The organism is Streptomyces sp. NBC_01515, from assembly GCF_045040345.1.
GTDB lineage: Bacteria > Actinomycetota > Actinomycetes > Streptomycetales > Streptomycetaceae > Streptomyces.
The window spans coordinates 348899-366545 of the sequence record NZ_CP109416.1 but is presented as its reverse complement, the minus strand read 5'-3'; the positions used below and the strand labels follow the sequence as shown (position 1 = coordinate 366545).

The 17647-nt window shown below is 73.0% G+C and carries 1 protein-coding gene; it reads left to right on the top strand.

Annotation, left to right across the window (positions count from 1 at the left end):
- Positions 1–289 precede the first annotated feature (289 nt).
- Entirely contained in the window at positions 290–17605 is a 17316-nt protein-coding gene (locus OG407_RS01290) for a type I polyketide synthase (RefSeq protein ID WP_405854128.1), read from the top strand.
- Positions 17606–17647: the final 42 nt, after the last annotated feature.

Sequence of the window (17647 nt, the reverse complement as noted above, 5' to 3'; positions counted from 1 at the left end):
GATCCTGTCCAGGGTGCGCTCCGGCGGGCGGAGTCCCTCACGAACTGGCCCTGTGCATACGGCCGATGGTGAGGGGGAGCCCCCGAACCACCAGGCCGATGGAGCAGAGGCACCGTGGGTCGCCACCGCGTCCGGTGTCCCGGATCGCCTCGTTCACATCCGTCCAGCCGGACCAGGACAACGCAAGCCCGCAAGCCGGTCATCACACGATCGGGCCGACTCACACCCGCGCGTCGTTCCCGGACCAACAGTTGCCCACCCCTGATCTCCGGAAGGAGTTCGCGGCAAGGTGCGTCCTGACCTGATCACCCCGCTCCCGGTCATCCTCCGGGAGAACGCAGTCCGGTTCCCGGACAAGATCGCTTTCGAGGACGACCGGCACGCGGTCACCTACGGAGAACTCGACGCCCGGACACGGAGGCTCGCCGGTCACCTGGCCGGCCTCGGTGTGCGGCGCGGCGACCGGGTGGCCCTGTGCCTCGGCAACTCGGTTGCCATGGTGGAGAGTTACCTCGCAGTGGTACGGGCCGGCGGCATCGGCGTACCGATCAACCCGCAGGCATCCCCGGCCGAGACGGCATACCTCCTGGCCGACAGTGGCGTGGTGTTCGCCTTTACCGGCACCGCCCATGCCGAGACGTTTCTGCGATTGATTCCCCGTGAGACACGTGAGGTGTCCGTCGTCGTGGCCGGTGCCTTCGGCGCCGGGCACACCCCGGTGCCGGGCGCCGCGGCGTACGAGGAACTCGCCGTCACCGAACCCGTCACCCAGGCCCCGGACGACCTCGGTCTCGACGAGGTGGCCTGGATGTTCTACACCTCGGGCACCACCGGCCGTCCCAAGGGCGTCCTCTCCACCCAGCGCAACTGCCTCTACTCCGTGGCCTCCTGCTACATCCCCGTGCCCGGGCTCTCGGAGCACGACCGCGTCCTGTGGCCGCTGCCGCTCTTCCACAGCCTGTCCCACATCGCCTGCGTCCTGTCCGTCACCGTCGCCGGCGCCACCGCCCGGATCATGGACGGCAGTTCGGCCGACGACATCCTGACCGCGCTGCGCGAGCACCGGTCCACCTTCCTGGCCGGCGTCCCCACCACCTACCACCACCTCGTCACCACCGCCCGGCGCACCGGCCTCTCCCTGCCCGACCTGCGCATCGGCCTCGTCGGCGGAGCCGTCACCGGCCCCGGACTGCGTCACTCCTTCGAGGAGAGCTTCGGCGTCCCCCTCGTCGACGCCTACGGCAGTACCGAGACCTGCGGCGCCATCACCATCAACCCGCCCGACGGCGACGTGGTCGACGGCTCCTGCGGCCTGCCCGTGCCCGGTGTCGGCGTCCGGATCGTCGACCCCCGCACCGGGCACGATGTACCCGTCGGGCAGGAGGGCGAGGTCTGGGTCAGCGGGCCGAACGTCATGGTCGGCTATCACAACAGCCCCGAGGCCACCGCCGAAGCGGTGCAGGACGGCTGGTTCCACACCGGCGACCTGGCCCGGCGCGACGAGGCCGGTTACTTCACCATCTGTGGCCGCCTCAAGGATCTCGTGATCCGCGGTGGCGAGAACATCCATCCCGACGAGATCGAGGCCGCCCTGCGCGGGGCCGAGGGCGTGGCCGACGCCGGAGTCGCGGGCATGCCCCACGACACCCTCGGCGAGGTACCCGTCGCCTGGGTGGTCCCCGGTCCGGACGGCATCGACCTCGCCCGGCTGCTCGCCCACTGCCGCGCCGTACTCTCCGTCTACAAGCTTCCCGAGCGGATCCACGAGACCCGGACCATCCCCAGGACCCCCTCGGGGAAGATCGTGCGCCGTCTCCTCGCCGACCTGCCGGCCCGGCTGCGGTACGCCGCAGACGGCCACCACGAGGGACTCCTGCGGACGGACTGGAGCGAGGTGGCGGTCGCTTCCGACGCCCCGCGACACCTCCGGTGGGCAGTAGTGGGCCGGACCGCCGTCGCCGATGGCATTGTGGCCGGCCTTCAACAGGCCGGCGCCGCCCAGGTACAGCACTACACCGACCTCTCGATGACACGTGCCGCCGGTGACTCGGCCCCCGAAGTGACGGTGCTCGCGGAAGCGGACACGGACGGGGACCGTCTCGCGGGCTGGGGCGAGGGGACCGGGTCGCGGCTCGTCGTCCTCACCCGGGGCGCGGTGGGCGTCACCGACCGGGACGGAACGCCGGATCGCTCCGAGGCCGAGCTGTGGGCGGCCGCGCGGGTCGTACAGGCCACCGGGAGTGGCGGCACGCCGCTGACGATCGTCGACCTCGACACCCGTACACCGGAGTCCGAGTGTGCCGCGGCGCTGATCGCCGCCGTCGCCTCGGACCTGCCTCAACTCGTGGTACGGGACGGGCGGCTGCTGCGGCCCGCGCTCCTCCGAGTCCCCGTCGTCGACGGGCCGGGCTCCGCGGTGCCGGGGCTCGACGGCACCGTGGTCGTCACCGGCGCCGACACCGAAACCGGTGCGGCCCTCGCCCGTCACCTGGTCACCGCGCACGGAGCACGGCGCCTGGTACTCGTCCGAGCAGCGGACACCGACGACGGGCGGAGCCAGGACGACTCGGCGACGAGTGGCGCGGAGATCGCCCGCGTCGTGGCCGACGGCTCGGATCCGCAGCAACTGCGCGCGGCGCTGGCCGGACTCGGTCCGGTGACCGCGGTCGTGCACACCGCCTCCGACCCCGAACTCGCCCAGGCACTCGACGACTTGACCGCCGCCGACGAACCCGCCGCGTTCGTCGTGGTGACCGACGCCGCCGCACTGCTGGGTGCGGAGTCCGAGAGCCACGCCCCGGCGGTGGTCGCCGCCGCCCTCACCGAGGCCGTCGTCCGCAGCCGCCGACGCCGCGGACTGCCCGGCTCGTCGCTGGCGCTCGGCCGGCCGGACGAGGGGCCCGGCGCCTTCGACGTACTGATCACATCCGGATCCCCGGCCCTGCTGGCGCTCCGGCCGACCACCATCGACCCGGGCGGCCGGGTGCGGAGACTCCTCGACACCCTGATCGAACAGGAGCCCCGCGTCGCGGCCCAGGCCGACGAGACGATCACCGCCGCCCTGCGCACGCGCCTGGCCGACCTGGACGAGCGGGCCCAACTCACCCTGCTCGACGGGCTGGTCCGCGAGCTGACTGCCGCCGTCCGTACCCCCGCGAGCACCGAGCCGATCCCGGCAGACCGGTCCTTCCGCGACCTCGGCCTCGGCTCCCTCGCCGTTGTCGAGCTGCGCGACCGCCTGACCGAACGGACCGGACTGCGCCTGCCGACCACCGTGACCTTCGACCACCCGACCCCCGAGGCCCTCGCCGCACACCTGCGCGGCAGGATCCTGGGACTGCACGACACCGCCGGGCAGGCGGCACCCGACGAGGCCCCGGACGGGACTGCCGACCTCGCGGAGCCCATCGCGATCGTGGGCATGGCCGTCCGTCTGCCGGGCGGTGTGGGAAGCCCGGAGGACCTGTGGCGACTGGTGGCGGAGGGGCGCGACGCGATGTCCGCGTTCCCGACCGACCGCGGCTGGGACCTGGAGAGGCTGTTCGACGCCGACCCGGACAAGACAGGCACGTCCTACGCCGACCAGGGCGGATTCCTGGACGGGGCGGGGGAGTTCGACGCCGGCTTCTTCGGGATCTCACCGCGTGAGGCCCTCGCGATGGACCCCCAGCAGCGGCTGTTGCTGGAGACGTCGTGGGAGGCGCTGGAGCGCGCCGGAATCGATCCGGGGACGCTGAAGGGCCGTGATGTCGGGGTGTTCTCCGGCCTCATGGGCCAGGGCTACGGGCCGACGGGCGCGGCTCCGGCCGAGCTCGAAGGCTTCGTCGCCACGGGCACCGCGTCGAGCGTGGCGTCGGGGCGCGTGGCGTACGTGTTCGGCTTCGAGGGCCCCGCGGTGAGCGTCGACACGGCCTGCTCCTCGTCCCTCGTCGCCATCCACCTGGCGGCCCAGTCGCTGCGCCAGGGCGAGTGCTCGCTGGCGCTGGCGGGCGGCGCGACGGTGATGGCGACCCCGGACACCTTCGTGGAGTTCTCGCGCCAACGCGCACTGTCCTCGGACGGCCGCTGCAAGTCGTACGCGGATGCCGCGGACGGTACGGGCTGGGCCGAGGGCGCTGGTGTGGTGGTCCTGGAGCGGCTTTCGCGGGCGCGGGAGCGCGGGCACCGGGTGCTGGCGGTGGTGCGGGGTTCGGCGGTCAACCAGGACGGCGCCTCGAACGGCCTGACCGCGCCCAACGGTCTGTCGCAACAGCGGGTGATCCGCAAGGCGTTGGCGGTCGCGGGTCTGTCGGCGGTTGATGTGGATGTGGTCGAGGGTCATGGCACGGGCACGGTGCTGGGTGATCCGATCGAGGCGCAGGCTTTGCTGGCAACTTATGGTCAGGACCGGCCTGTAGAACGGCCGTTGTGGCTGGGTTCGTTGAAGTCGAACGTCGGTCACACGCAGGCGGCTGCGGGTGTTTCCGGTGTCATCAAGATGGTGCAGGCGCTGCGGCACGGCGTGATGCCACCCACCCTGCATGTCGACGCTCCGTCGTCGCAGGTGGACTGGTCGGCGGGTGCGGTCGAGCTGTTGACGGAGGCGCGGGAGTGGCCTGTCACGGGTCGGCCGCGTCGGGCTGCGGTGTCGTCCTTCGGCGTCAGCGGGACGAATGCGCACCTGGTGCTGGAAGAGGCCCCGGCCGGGGAGCCGGAGGCGGTTGACGCTCCGGTGGCCGACGGCATCGTGCCTTTGGTCCTCTCGGCCAAGAGTGCCGGTGCGTTGGTGGGTCAGGCGGAGCGGCTCGTGTCCTTCGTGGAGGCGGGTGAGGAGTCGCTGCCGCAGGTGGCCAGTGCGCTGGTTACGCGGCGGGCGGTGCTGTCCGAGCGGGCGGTGGTGGCAGCTGGTTCGCGTGGGGAGGCGTTGGCGGGGTTGCGTGCGCTGGCGCGGGGGGAGTCCGTGCCAGGTGTGGTCGTCGGCAGTGCGGTGGCTACTGGTCGGACGGTGTTGGTGTTCCCGGGTCAGGGTTCGCAGTGGGTCGGTATGGGTCGTGAACTCCTTGATTCCTCGCCGGTGTTCGCGGAGCGGATCGCCGAGTGCGCCGCGGTGCTGGGGCGTTGGGTCGACTGGTCTCTCGTGGATGTGCTGCGGGGTGATGTTCCGGCTGAACTGCTGGAGCGGGTTGATGTGGTGCAGCCGGCGAGTTTCGCGGTGATGGTGGGTTTGGCTGCGGTGTGGGCGTCGGTGGGTGTGGTGCCTGATGCGGTGGTGGGTCATTCGCAGGGTGAGATCGCTGCCGCGTGCGTGTCGGGTGCGTTGTCGCTGGAGGACGCCGCCCGCATCGTGGCGGTGCGCAGCCAGGTCATCGCCGGGAGCCTGGCGGGCCGTGGGGGCATGGCCTCGGTGGCACTTCCGGAGGAAGAGGTCGTCGGGCGGCTGGAGCGGTGGGGTGGCCGGGTTGAGTTGGCGGCGGTCAACGGTCCGGCGTCGGTGGTGATCGCCGGTGACGCCGAGGCCCTCGACGAGGCCCTTGGTGTCCTGGCGGCGGATGGTGTGCGGGTGCGTCGGGTGGCGGTGGACTACGCCTCCCACACGCGGCATGTGGAGGCGATCGAGGAGACGTTGGGCGAGGCCTTCGCGGACATTCGTGCGCAGGCGCCTCTCGTGCCGTTCCTGTCGACGGTGACCGGTGAGTGGGTTCGCGAGGCGGGTGTTCTCGACGGCGGCTACTGGTACCGCAACCTGCGCAGTCGGGTTCGCTTCGGTCCCGCGATAGCCGACCTCCTGGCCGAGGGGCACACGGTGTTCGTGGAGTCGAGTGCCCACCCCGTCCTGGTCCAGCCGGTCAGCGAGATCGTCGATCAGGCGGATGCCGATGCTGTGGTGAGTGGCTCCCTGCGCCGTGACGAGGGCGGTCTGCGCCGGCTGCTGACCTCGATGGCCGAACTGTTCGTGCGGGGCGTGCCCGTCGACTGGACCGGCGTCCTCCCGGCCGGTGCGGAAGCCGGTCACCTCGACCTGCCGACGTATGCCTTCGACCACCAGCACTACTGGCTCCAGACCGCCCCCGCGACCGATGCCGCCTCCCTCGGCCAGGCCGCCGCCGACCACCCGCTCATTGGCGCGATCGTCGGCCGGCCGGACTCCGGTGGGTTCATGACCACCTCGCGGTGGTCGGTGGCCGCCCACCCCTGGCTGGGTGATCACGCTGTCGGTGACGTCGTAGTCGTACCGAGCGCCGTGCTGGTCGAGCTGGCCGTCCGGTTCGGCGACGAGGTCGGCAGTCCCGTGGTCGAGGACCTGGTCGTAGACCGGCCCGTCGTACTTCCGCTGCGCGGTGGCAGGGCCGTACAGATGACCGTGGGGGAGGCCGACGACCAAGGGCGGCGAATGGTCGGGGTGTACTCCCGACCGGACGACGCGGGTCTGGACGCCGTCTGGACTCGTCACGCGTACGGTGCGCTGGCGCCCGGGGCGGTCACGCCGGCCGCTTCCGGCAACGCGCTGCCCGACGACGGCTCCGCGACGGATGTCGCCCTCGACGATGCGTTCGGCGACGCCGACCGTTACGGCCTGCATCCGGCGCTGCTCGACGCGGCGGTCCGGACGACCCTCCCCGAAGGCATGGTCGTGAGCCGGTGGAGCGGCGTGACCCTGCTGGCCTCCGGTGCCGCCGCGGTGCGGGTGCACTCAGCCCGTACCACTGCCGGGGAGACCCGGCTTGAGCTGCGCGACGCCACCGGCGCGCCGGTGCTGACCGCCGACGCCGTCGTTGCCGAGCCGTTCTCGCCCGAGCGGGCGGGGATCGCGGACGCGTCGGCGCATGATGCCCTGTTCCAGGTCGACTGGGCCGAACTGCCCCTGTCCGCAGGTGAGATGACCGAGGACGTCGGCTCCGCAGTGGCTGTTGCCGGGGCGGAGGACATCGCTGCCCTCGCGGCGGACGGCGGGGTGGTACCGGACTTCCTGCTGTACGAGGACGGGCGCGCGTCCGCCGATCCGCGTGCGGCGGTCGCCGCCGCGTTGGCCGTTCTCCAGGCGTGGTTGGCGGCGCCCGCCCTGACGCTCACCCGCCTTGTCGTGATGATCCCCGGCGGCGCCGAGGACGAACTCGCCGTGGCCGCCGTGGCGGGTCTGCTGCGGTCGGCGCAATCCGAGCACCCGGACCGCATCGTCCTTGTCGACCACGACCACGACCACGACCACGATGGCGATCAGTACCGCGACGGCATGGCGCCCTTCGACGACAGGGCGGCCGTGAAGGCCGTGGGGCTCGCCGTGGCCGCCGGGGAGAACCGGATCCGTGTGCGCGGTGGCGTGGTCTCCGTGCCTCGGCTGGTGCGCACGCCGGTTCCCGAAGGTCGTCGGCGCGAACTCGACCCCGACGGCACCGTGCTCGTCACCGGCGGTACCGGGATGCTCGGCGGTCTTGTCGCCCGGCACCTGGCGACCGATCACGGTGTACGGCACCTGCTGCTGGCCAGCCGGAGCGGGCCGGACGCCGACGGAGCGGCGGCACTGTGCGAGGAACTGACCGCGCTCGGCGTGACCGTCACCGTCGCCGCGTGCGACACCGCCGACCGTGACGCGGTCGAGGCACTCCTCGCCGCCGTGCCGGACGCACACCCGCTCACCGGCGTCGTCCACACCGCCGGCGTCCTCGACGACGGCGTGGTCACCGCCCTGACCCCGGACCGGGTCGACACCGTCCTGCGGCCGAAACTGGACGCCGCACTGCACCTGCACGAACTGACCCGGGACGCGGACCTCGCGGCGTTCGTCCTCTTCTCCTCCGCCGCCGGCGTCCTCGGCAACCCCGGCCAGGCCAACTACGCCGCCGCCAACGCCTCCCTGGACGCGCTCGCCCTGCACCGCCGCCGGTCCGGTCTGCCCGGTGTCTCCCTGGCCTGGGGCTACTGGAGCGACGCCAGCGGCATGACCCGGCACCTCGGCTCCGCGGATCTGCACCGCACCCGGCGTCTCGGCATGGTCGGACTCTCCGCCGCCGAGGGCATGGCGCTCCTCGACACGGCCCTGCGGTCGGGCGAGGAGATCCCCGCCGCCCTCGTGGCCGCCCGGTTCGACCTGCCCGCCCTGCGGGCGTCCGTCCGCGCCGGAACTCCCGTGGTACCCCTGCTGCGCGGCCTCGTACCCACCCCGCGGCCGACGGCCGGGGCCGTGCAGGCGGCAGGTACCGGCTCCCTGCGGCAGCGGCTCGACCGCCTGGGCACACGGGAGCGCACCGAGGCACTGGTGGACCTGGTCCGCCGGAGCGCCGCCCAGGTCCTCGGCCACTCCGGGCCCGACGCCGTCCGGGCCGACCGCGCCTTCAAGGACGCCGGTTTCGACTCACTGACCGCCGTCGAACTGCGGAACAAGCTCGCGTCCGCGACCGGTCTGCCCCTCTCTTCCACCATCGTCTTCGACTACCCGAAGCCGGTGTCGCTCGCCGGCCACCTGCGCGTACGGCTCTTCGGCGACGACGAGCCGACGGGCGACGGACCGGAGCGGGACGCCGGAGAGCGCGCCACCGGCACCGTCGCCGCCCTCCGTGACGATCCGATCGCCATCGTCGCGATGGCCTGCCGCTTCCCGGGCGGTGTGGAGAGCCCCGAGGACCTGTGGCGACTGGTCGCCGAAGGTGCCGACGTCGTCGGCGAGTTCCCGGACGACCGCGGCTGGGACATCGACCGGCACTACGACGCCGACCCCGACAGCGCAGGCAAGACCTACGTACGGCACGGCGCGTTCCTGGACGACGCGACCGGCTTCGACGCCGCCTTCTTCGGGATCTCCCCGAACGAGGCGCTCGCGATGGACCCGCAGCAGCGACTGCTCCTGGAGACCTCCTGGGAGGCGTTCGAACGCGCCGCGATCGACCCGACCGGGCTCGGTGGCCAGGACGTCGGCGTGTTCGTCGGCGTCAACAGCCACGACTACACCGTACGGACGCATCACGCGGCCGGCGTCGAGGGTTTCCGCCTCACCGGCAGCTCCGGCAGCGTCCTGTCGGGCCGGATCGCCTACCAGTTCGGCTTCGAGGGCCCGGCCATCACGGTCGACACGGCCTGCTCGTCCTCGCTCGTCGCCCTGCACCTGGCGGCCCGCGCGCTCCAGCGCGGCGAGTGCTCCATGGCCCTCGCCGGCGGTGTGATGGTCATGGGCAACCTGGAGACCTTCGTCGAGTTCTCCCGGCAGCGCGGACTCTCCCAGGACGGCCGGTGCAAGGCCTTCGCCGACGCGGCGGACGGAACCGGCTGGTCGGAGGGCGTCGGCGTACTCCTCGTCGAGCGGCTCTCCGACGCACGCCGCCGGGGCCACCAGGTCCTCGCGGTGGTCAACGGCAGCGCGGTCAACCAGGACGGTGCGTCCAACGGTCTGACGGCGCCGAACGGGCTCTCACAGCAGCGGGTGATCCGCAGGGCGCTCGCCGACGCCGGCCTGGCGGCGGCCGATGTGGACGTGGTCGAGGGGCATGGCACGGGTACGGTGCTCGGCGATCCGATCGAGGCGCAGGCCCTGCTCGCGACGTACGGGCAGGACCGGCCCGCCGACCGCCCGCTGTGGCTCGGCTCGGTCAAGTCCAACATCGGTCACACACAGGCCGCGGCGGGTGTGGCGGGCGTCATCAAGATGGTCATGGCGATGCGGTACGGCGTTCTGCCCCGCACCCTGCACGTGGACCGGCCCTCGACCCATGTGGACTGGACCGCGGGCGCGGTGGAACTGCTCGCCGAGGCCCGGCAGTGGCCGGAGGGCGGGCACCCGCGCCGGGCCGGTGTCTCGTCCTTCGGCATCGGCGGCACCAACGCGCATGTCGTGATTCAGCAGGCACCGGCGGAGGACACCGCGGCGTCCGGCCAGACGTCTCCGGGCGCCCCGGCCCCCGGAGCCGACTCGGTGGCTGCCGTGGACCAGGGATCCGGCGTCGCGCCGGCGTCTGCCACGAACCAGGTGGCAGGCATCGGTTCGGCAGCCGACTCGGACCGGACGCCCGCCGTTGACGCGGCACCCGCCGGGGCCCTCGTACCGTCACCGCCCGCTCTCCAGCCGGTGCCGGTGCCTGTGTCGGCCCGGTCCGCGGCGGCTCTGCGGGCCCAGGCCGGTCGCCTCGCCCGCTTCGTCGACGCGCGGCCCGAACTGTCCCTCGCGGACACCGCGCACGCGCTGGCCACCACCCGTGCCCGGCTCGACCACCGGGCGGTCCTGCTGACCACCGGCCGGGGACAACTCGCCGACGCGCTGCGCGCGCTCGGGAACGGCACGCCCACCGCCGGCACCGTCACCGGCAGCCCCGCCGAGGGCAAACTGGCCTTCCTCTTCACCGGACAGGGCAGTCAGTGGGCCGGCATGGGCCGCGAACTCGCCGCGCGGTACCCGGTCTTCCGCAACGCCTTCACCGCCGCGTGCGACGCCGTCGAACGCCACCTGGACGGGCACCTGGCCCGCCCGCTGCACGAGGTGGTGTTCGCCGAACCCGGCACGACCGAGGCCGCACTGCTCGACCGCACCCTGTACACGCAGGCCGGTCTCTTCGCCCTGGAGACCGCGCTGTTCCGGCTCTTCGCCTCCTGGGGCGTACGGCCGGACCTGGTCGCCGGGCACTCGGTCGGCGAGATCTCCGCCGCCCACGCCGCCGGAGTCCTCGACCTGGCGGAGGCGGGCGAACTGGTCGCCGCCCGCGGACGGTTGATGCAGGCCCTGCCCGAGGGCGGCGCGATGGTCGCCGTCCAGGCGGCCGAGGCCGAGGTGGTGCCACTGCTGGCCGAGGCCACGGGCGAGATCGCCGTCGCCGCGGTCAACGGACCCGACGCCGTCGTGCTCTCCGGCGCCGAGGACACCGTCCTGGCCCTCGCGGCGCGACTGGCCCACCAGGGCAGGAAGACCAAGCGACTGACGGTCAGCCATGCCTTCCACTCGCCGTTGATGGCACCCATGCTCGACGAGTTCCGTACCGTCGTCGCCCGGCTGCGTCCCCGGCCGGCCACCGTCAAGGTCGTCTCCACGCTCACCGGTGCCCCCGCCGAGGACGGCCGCTTCGCCACCCCGGAGTACTGGGTCGACCAGGTGCGCCACGCCGTACGGTTCGCCGACGCGGTCGCCGCGCTGCGCGACCAGGGCGCGGGGACCTTCCTGGAAATCGGCCCCGGCGGCGGCCTGACCGCCCTCGCCCTCGGCACGCTCGGCCCGGACCACCGCGGCTGCCTCGCCACCCTGCGCGAGGACGGCTCCGAGGAGTCCGCCGTCCTCACAGCACTCGCCGAACTGCACGTCCGCGGTACGGACATCGACTGGCCCGCCCTCCTCGGCACCCCGGCCGCCGCGATCGGCACCGACCTGCCCACGTACGCCTTCCAGCACCAGCGGTACTGGGCCGAACCCGAGACCACAGCCATCGACGCCGAAGCGCTCGGCGCCCGCTCCACCGGCCACCCGCTGCTCGGTACGGCCGTTGAGATCCCCGACGACGACCACGACGGCACGCCCGGCGACGGCGGCACCCGCGTGGTGCTCACCGGGCGGCCCGACCGACGCGCTTTCGGCCGGCTCCTCGATCGCGCCACCGGGGTCGTTCCGGCCGCCGTGCTCCTCGACCTGCTGGTCCACGCCGGCACCGAGGCGGGCAGCGGCGCCGTCGAACAGATCACCGTCGACGCACCGCTGGCCGTGCCCGAACACGGCCATCTCCAGCTCCGTGTCCATGTCGACGCCCCGGGCCGGGACGGACTGCGCCCGGTCACCGTCCACAGCAGGCAGACCGGCGACGGGAACGCCACCTGGACGCGCCACGCCCGCGCCCTGCTCCGGCCCGGCCTGGCCAGGCCCTCCTTCGACCTGCGCACCTGGCCCGCCACCGGAGCCAACGCACCGGCGGACCTCCTCGACCTCCACGGCGTACCAGGCGTAACCGGCCTGACGGAACAGGACGGCCTGCTCTCCGCCGACCTCATCCTGCCTCCGGAACTCGCCGACGAGGCAGCGGGGTTCACACTCCACCCCGCACTCCTCGACACGGTCCTTCACCTCCTGGCCGCCCGTACCGGCGACAGCGGGCTCGACCTCACCGCCTGCGCCGACCTGGCCGTGTACGCGCAGGGCGCCACCGCCCTGCGGCTGCGGGTCACGCCCGTCGAGGGCGGACGCCACCTCGTGGAACTCGCCGACCACACCGGCGAACCGGTCGCCGCGCTCGGCCCGCTCACCCTGGGCCGCCCCGACAGCGACCCCACCGCGGAATCCGTCACCAACCCCGCCGTCCACGAGGCACGGACGACGGAGGACGGGCCGCTCGTCCGGCGGGTCGTCGGCAGGCCGGCCGCCGAGAGCGGATCGCTGGCCCACCGGCTCGCCGTGCTCGGCGCCGCCGAACAGCAGCGTGTCCTGCTGGACCTCGTACAGGAGAGCGCCGCCGTCGTCCTCGGTCACACCGGCGCCGACGACCTCGACGTGAACCAGCCGTTCAAGGACCTCGGCTTCGACTCCCTCAGCGCCGTCAAACTCCGCAACCGGTTGCACGACTTCACCGGCATGAGCCTTCCCAGCAGCCTCGTCTTCGACTACCCGACCCCGGCCGCCCTCGCCGGACACCTGCGCACCGAACTGCTCGGCGAGGACACCGCGAGCGCCGGTTCCGCCGGATCCGTACCGGCCGTGCCCAGGGAACCCGACGAGCCGATCGCCATCATCGCCACGAGCACCCGCCTGCCCGGCGGTGTCGACACCCCCGAGGAACTGTGGCGACTGGTCGTCGAGGAGCGCGACGCGCTCTCCGCCTTCCCACAGGACCGCGACTGGGACGTCGACAAGCTCTACCACCCCGACCCCACGCACCCCGGCACCACCTACACCCGCGTCGGCGGATTCCTGCACGACGCCGCCCAGTTCGACGCCGGACTCTTCGGGATCTCGCCGCGCGAGGCCCTGGCCATGGACCCGCAGCAGCGGCTGCTCCTGGAGACCTCGTGGGAGGCGCTGGAGCGCGCCGGCATCGACCCGGCCTCCACCCGGGGCCGTGACATCGGCGTCTTCACCGGCATCGTCCACCACGACTACGTGACCCGGCTGCGGCAGGTCCCCGAGGACGTCCGGGGCTACGTGATGACCGGCACCTCGTCGAGTGTGGCGTCGGGGCGCGTGTCGTACGTGTTCGGCTTCGAGGGGCCGGCGGTCACCATCGACACGGCCTGCTCCTCCTCGCTCGTGGCGATGCACCTGGCGGCCCAGTCACTGCGGCGCGGCGAGTGCTCGCTCGCTCTCGCAGGCGGTGCGACCGTCATGTCGAGCCCGGACGCCTTCGTGGAGTTCGCCCGCCAGCGCGGCCTCTCCGCCGACGGCCGGTGCAAGGCGTACTCCTCGACCGCCGACGGCACCGGCTGGGCCGAGGGCGTGGGCGTGGTCGTCCTGGAGCGGCTGTCGGAGGCCCGCCGCAACGGCCACCGGATCCTGGCCGTGCTGCGCGGCAGCGCGGTCAACCAGGACGGTGCCTCGAACGGTCTCACCGCCCCCAACGGGCCCTCGCAGCAGCGGGTTATCAGGCGCGCCCTGGCCGACGCGGGCCTGTCGGCGAAGGACATCGACGTCGTCGAGGGCCACGGCACCGGCACCTCCCTGGGCGACCCGATCGAGGTCCAGGCCCTGCTCGCCACCTACGGCCAGGACCGGCCCGCCGACCACCCGCTGTGGCTCGGCTCGCTGAAGTCCAACATCGGCCACACCCAGGCCGCGGCGGGTGTCTCCGGCGTCATCAAGATGGTCGAGGCGCTGCGGCACGGCGTGATGCCGCCCACCCTGCATGTCGAGGAGCCGACACCGCAGGTGGACTGGACGGCCGGCGCGGTCGAACTGCTCAGGGCGGCACGCGAGTGGCCGGCCACCGGCCGGCCGCGCCGGGCCGCCGTGTCCTCCTTCGGCGCGAGCGGCACCAACGCGCACGTGATCCTTGAGGAGTCACCCGAGGATCCCGCGGGGCCCGCCGAGGCCCCAGCGACCCCGGTGCCCGAGAACGGCGTCGAACCGCTCGTGGTTCCCCTCGTGGTATCGGCGAAGAGCGCCGGTTCACTGGCGGGCCAGGCCGAGCGGCTCGGGTCGTTCGTCGGCTTCGCGGAGAGTACGGCCCTGCCGGAGATCGCGACAGCGCTCGCTTCGCGGCGGGCGGTGCTTGGTGAGCGGGCGGTGGTGGCGGCTGGTTCGCGGGAGGAGGCGTTGGCGGGGTTGCGTGCGCTGGCGCGGGGGGAGTCCGTGCCTGGTGTGGTCGTCGGCAGTGCGGTGGCTGCTGGTCGGATGGTGTTGGTGTTCCCGGGGCAGGGTTCGCAGTGGGTCGGCATGGGCCGTGAACTCCTGGATTCCTCCCCGGTGTTCGCGTCGCGCATCGCCGAGTGCGCGGCGGCGCTTGAGCGTTGGGTCGACTGGTCGCTCGTGGATGTGCTGCGGGGAGAGGCTCCGGCTGAACTCCTTGAGCGGGTTGATGTGGTGCAGCCGGCGAGTTTCGCGGTGATGGTAGGTCTGGCTGCGGTGTGGGCGTCGGTGGGTGTGGTGCCGGATGCGGTGGTCGGTCACTCCCAGGGGGAGATCGCTGCCGCGTGTGTGTCGGGTGCGCTGTCGTTGGAGGACGCCGCCCGCATCGTGGCGGTGCGCAGCCAGGTGATCGCCGGCAGTCTCGCGGGCCGTGGCGGCATGGCCTCGGTGGCGCTGGCAGAGGAGGACGCGCTCAAGCGTCTGGAACGCTGGGCGGGCCGGGTGGAGTTGGCGGCGGTCAACGGTCCGGCGTCGGTGGTGATCGCCGGTGACGCCGAGGCCCTCGACGAGGCCCTCGGTGTCCTGGCGGCGGATGGTGTGCGGGTGCGTCGGGTGGCGGTGGACTATGCCTCCCATTCCCGGCATGTGGAGGCGATCGAGGAGACGTTGGGCGAGGCCTTCGCGGACATTCGTGCGCAGGCGCCTCTCGTGCCGTTCCTGTCGACGGTGACTGGTGAGTGGGTCCGCGATGCCGGGGTTCTGGACGGTGGTTACTGGTATCGGAACCTGCGCAGTCAGGTCCGCTTCGGTCCCGCGATCGCCGACCTCCTGGCCGAGGGGCACACGGTGTTCGTGGAGTCGAGTGCCCACCCCGTCCTGGTGCAGCCGGTCAGCGAGATCGTCGACGAGGCGGAAGACAACGTCAGGCTGCGCGCCGTCGTCGGCAGCACGCTGCGCCGGGAGGACGGCGGCCCGCGCCGGTTGCTGACCTCGATGGCCGAACTGTTCGTACGGGGCGTGCCCGTCGACTGGACCGGTGTCCTCCCGGCCGGCGGCGCCGACACCTCCGGCACGGGTACGAGGCACGTGGACCTGCCCACGTACGCCTTCGACCGACGTCACTACTGGCTACAGGAGGCCGAGAGCGCCGACGACGGCGGCGCTTCGGGCGAGGACACCGACGCTGACTTCTGGAGCGCCGTCGAGCGGACCGACGCCGACACGCTCGCCGGGCTGCTCGCCCCTGACTCCGCCGGCCTCCGCGACGCGCTGCGCACCGTCGTGCCGGTGCTGGCGGACTGGCGCGGCAGGCGGCGGCAGCGGTCCAGCGCCGAGCGCCTCCGCTACGCCGTCACCTGGCGGCCCTTGGAGCGCGAGGTGTCCGGGGTGCCCGCGGGCCGCTGGCTCGCCGTCCTGCCCGCGGGTGGCCCGGCAGCGGGTGAGACCGGCTCCGCGGACGGCTCCCAGGTGACCGAGCTTCTCGCGGCGCTCGGTGCCCAGGGACTGGACGTCGTACCCCTGGAGATCGCCGCGTCCGCCGTCACCCGTACCGGGCTCGCCGAGCATCTGAGCGGCGTCCGGGCCGAGTTCGAGCCTGCGGGGGTCCTTTCCCTGCTCGCCCTCGATGGCACGCAGGACGCCACCGCCGCCGCTGCCCGGACCCTCGCGCTGGTTCAGGCGCTCGGGGACGCGGGCGTCGACGGGCCGCTGTGGTGTCTGACCCGGGGCGCGGTGAACACCGGTGTCCAGGACACCGTCACCGAGCCCGGCGAAGCAGCCCTCTGGGGTCTGGGCCGCGCCGTGGCCCTCGAACACCCCGACCGGTGGGGTGGCTTGATCGACCTGCCGGTGACCGCCGACGCCCGCACCGCGCAGTACCTCGTGGGCGCGTTGAACGGCGCTGCGGGGGACGACCAGCTCGCCGTCCGCCGCCCCGGCGTCTACAGCCGCCGGCTCACCCGCAAGCCCGCCCCCGAAACACCCGCCGACGGTGGCTGGCAGCCCCGCGGCACCGTCCTGGTGACCGGCGGCGCCGAGGCCCTCGGCACCCACGCCTCGCTCTGGCTCGCCCGGTCGGGCGTGCGCCGCCTCATCGTCACGACCACGGCTCAGGCGCCCGCCGACGCCGTCGCCGACCTGGTGGGCAAGCTCGCGGACATGGGGGCCGATACGGCCGTCGTCTCCTGCGCCGACGCCGACCGCGGGACACTCGCCCGCCTGATCACCGAGACCCCGGAGGAAGAGCCGCTCACTGCCGTCGTGCACGCCGCGGACACCGCCTGGACCAGCAACGTGGCCGACACCGGCCTCGCCGACCTCACCGAGGTGTTCGCCGCCAAGGTCGACACCGCCCTGTGGCTCGACCGAGTGTTCACGGACAGCGACAGCGACAGCGATACCGGGACCGACACCCTCGGGAGGACCCCGCTCGACGCCTTCGTCGTCTTCTCCTCGATCGCCGGGATCTGGGGCGGTGGCGGTCAAGGCGTCTCCGGCGCGGCCAACGCCGTCCTGGACGCCCTCGTCGAACGGCGCCGCGGCCGGGGCCTCGCGGCCACCTCGATCGCCTGGGGAGCCCTCGACGAGGCCGGCCCCGGCATGGACGAGGCGACCCTCGCCCAGCTGCGCCGCCGCGGTGTCCTGCCGATGGCCCCGCAGGTCGCGACGACCGCCTTCGAACAGGCCGTGGAGGCACGGGAGAAGGCCGTGACGGTCGTCGACATGGACTGGGAGGCGTTCATCCCGGCGTTCACCTCCGTACGGGTCAGCCCCCTCTTCGCCGACCTCCCCGAGGCCGCCGCCGCCCTGCGCGCGTCCCAGCCCGACGCGGAGAACAGCGACACCACCTCGTCCCTGGTGGACTCCCTCCAGGACGTCCCGGAGGCCGAACAGAACCGTCTGCTGCTCCGGCTGGTCTGCGGGCAGGCCGCGACCGTCCTCGGACACAGCAGCGCGGAGAGCATCGGCCCGCTCCAGTCCTTCCAGGAGGTCGGCTTCGACTCGCTCGCCGCCGTCAACCTCCGCAACAGCCTGCACGTGGCCACCGGGCTGCGGCTGCCGGCGACCCTCGTCTTCGACTATCCGACCCCCGACGCCCTCGTCGGTTTCCTGCGCTCCGAACTGCTGACGGAGACGGGCGACGACGACCTGGACGGGCGGGAGGACGACCTGCGGCGCGTACTCGCCCAGGTCCCGTTCTCCCGCTTCCGGGAGGCCGGCCTTCTCGACACGCTGCTCACCCTCGTGGGCCCCGAGGACGGCTCCGCCCCCGGGACGGCGCCCGAACCGGAACCGGCGGCGCCCGCTGCCGCCGACACCGACACCGACCTGATCGACGTGATGGACGTCGCCGACCTCGTACAGCGCGCCCTCGGCAACCACGCCAACTGAGCACCTGACTTACCGACACCTGACTTACCGACAGCGGCAAAG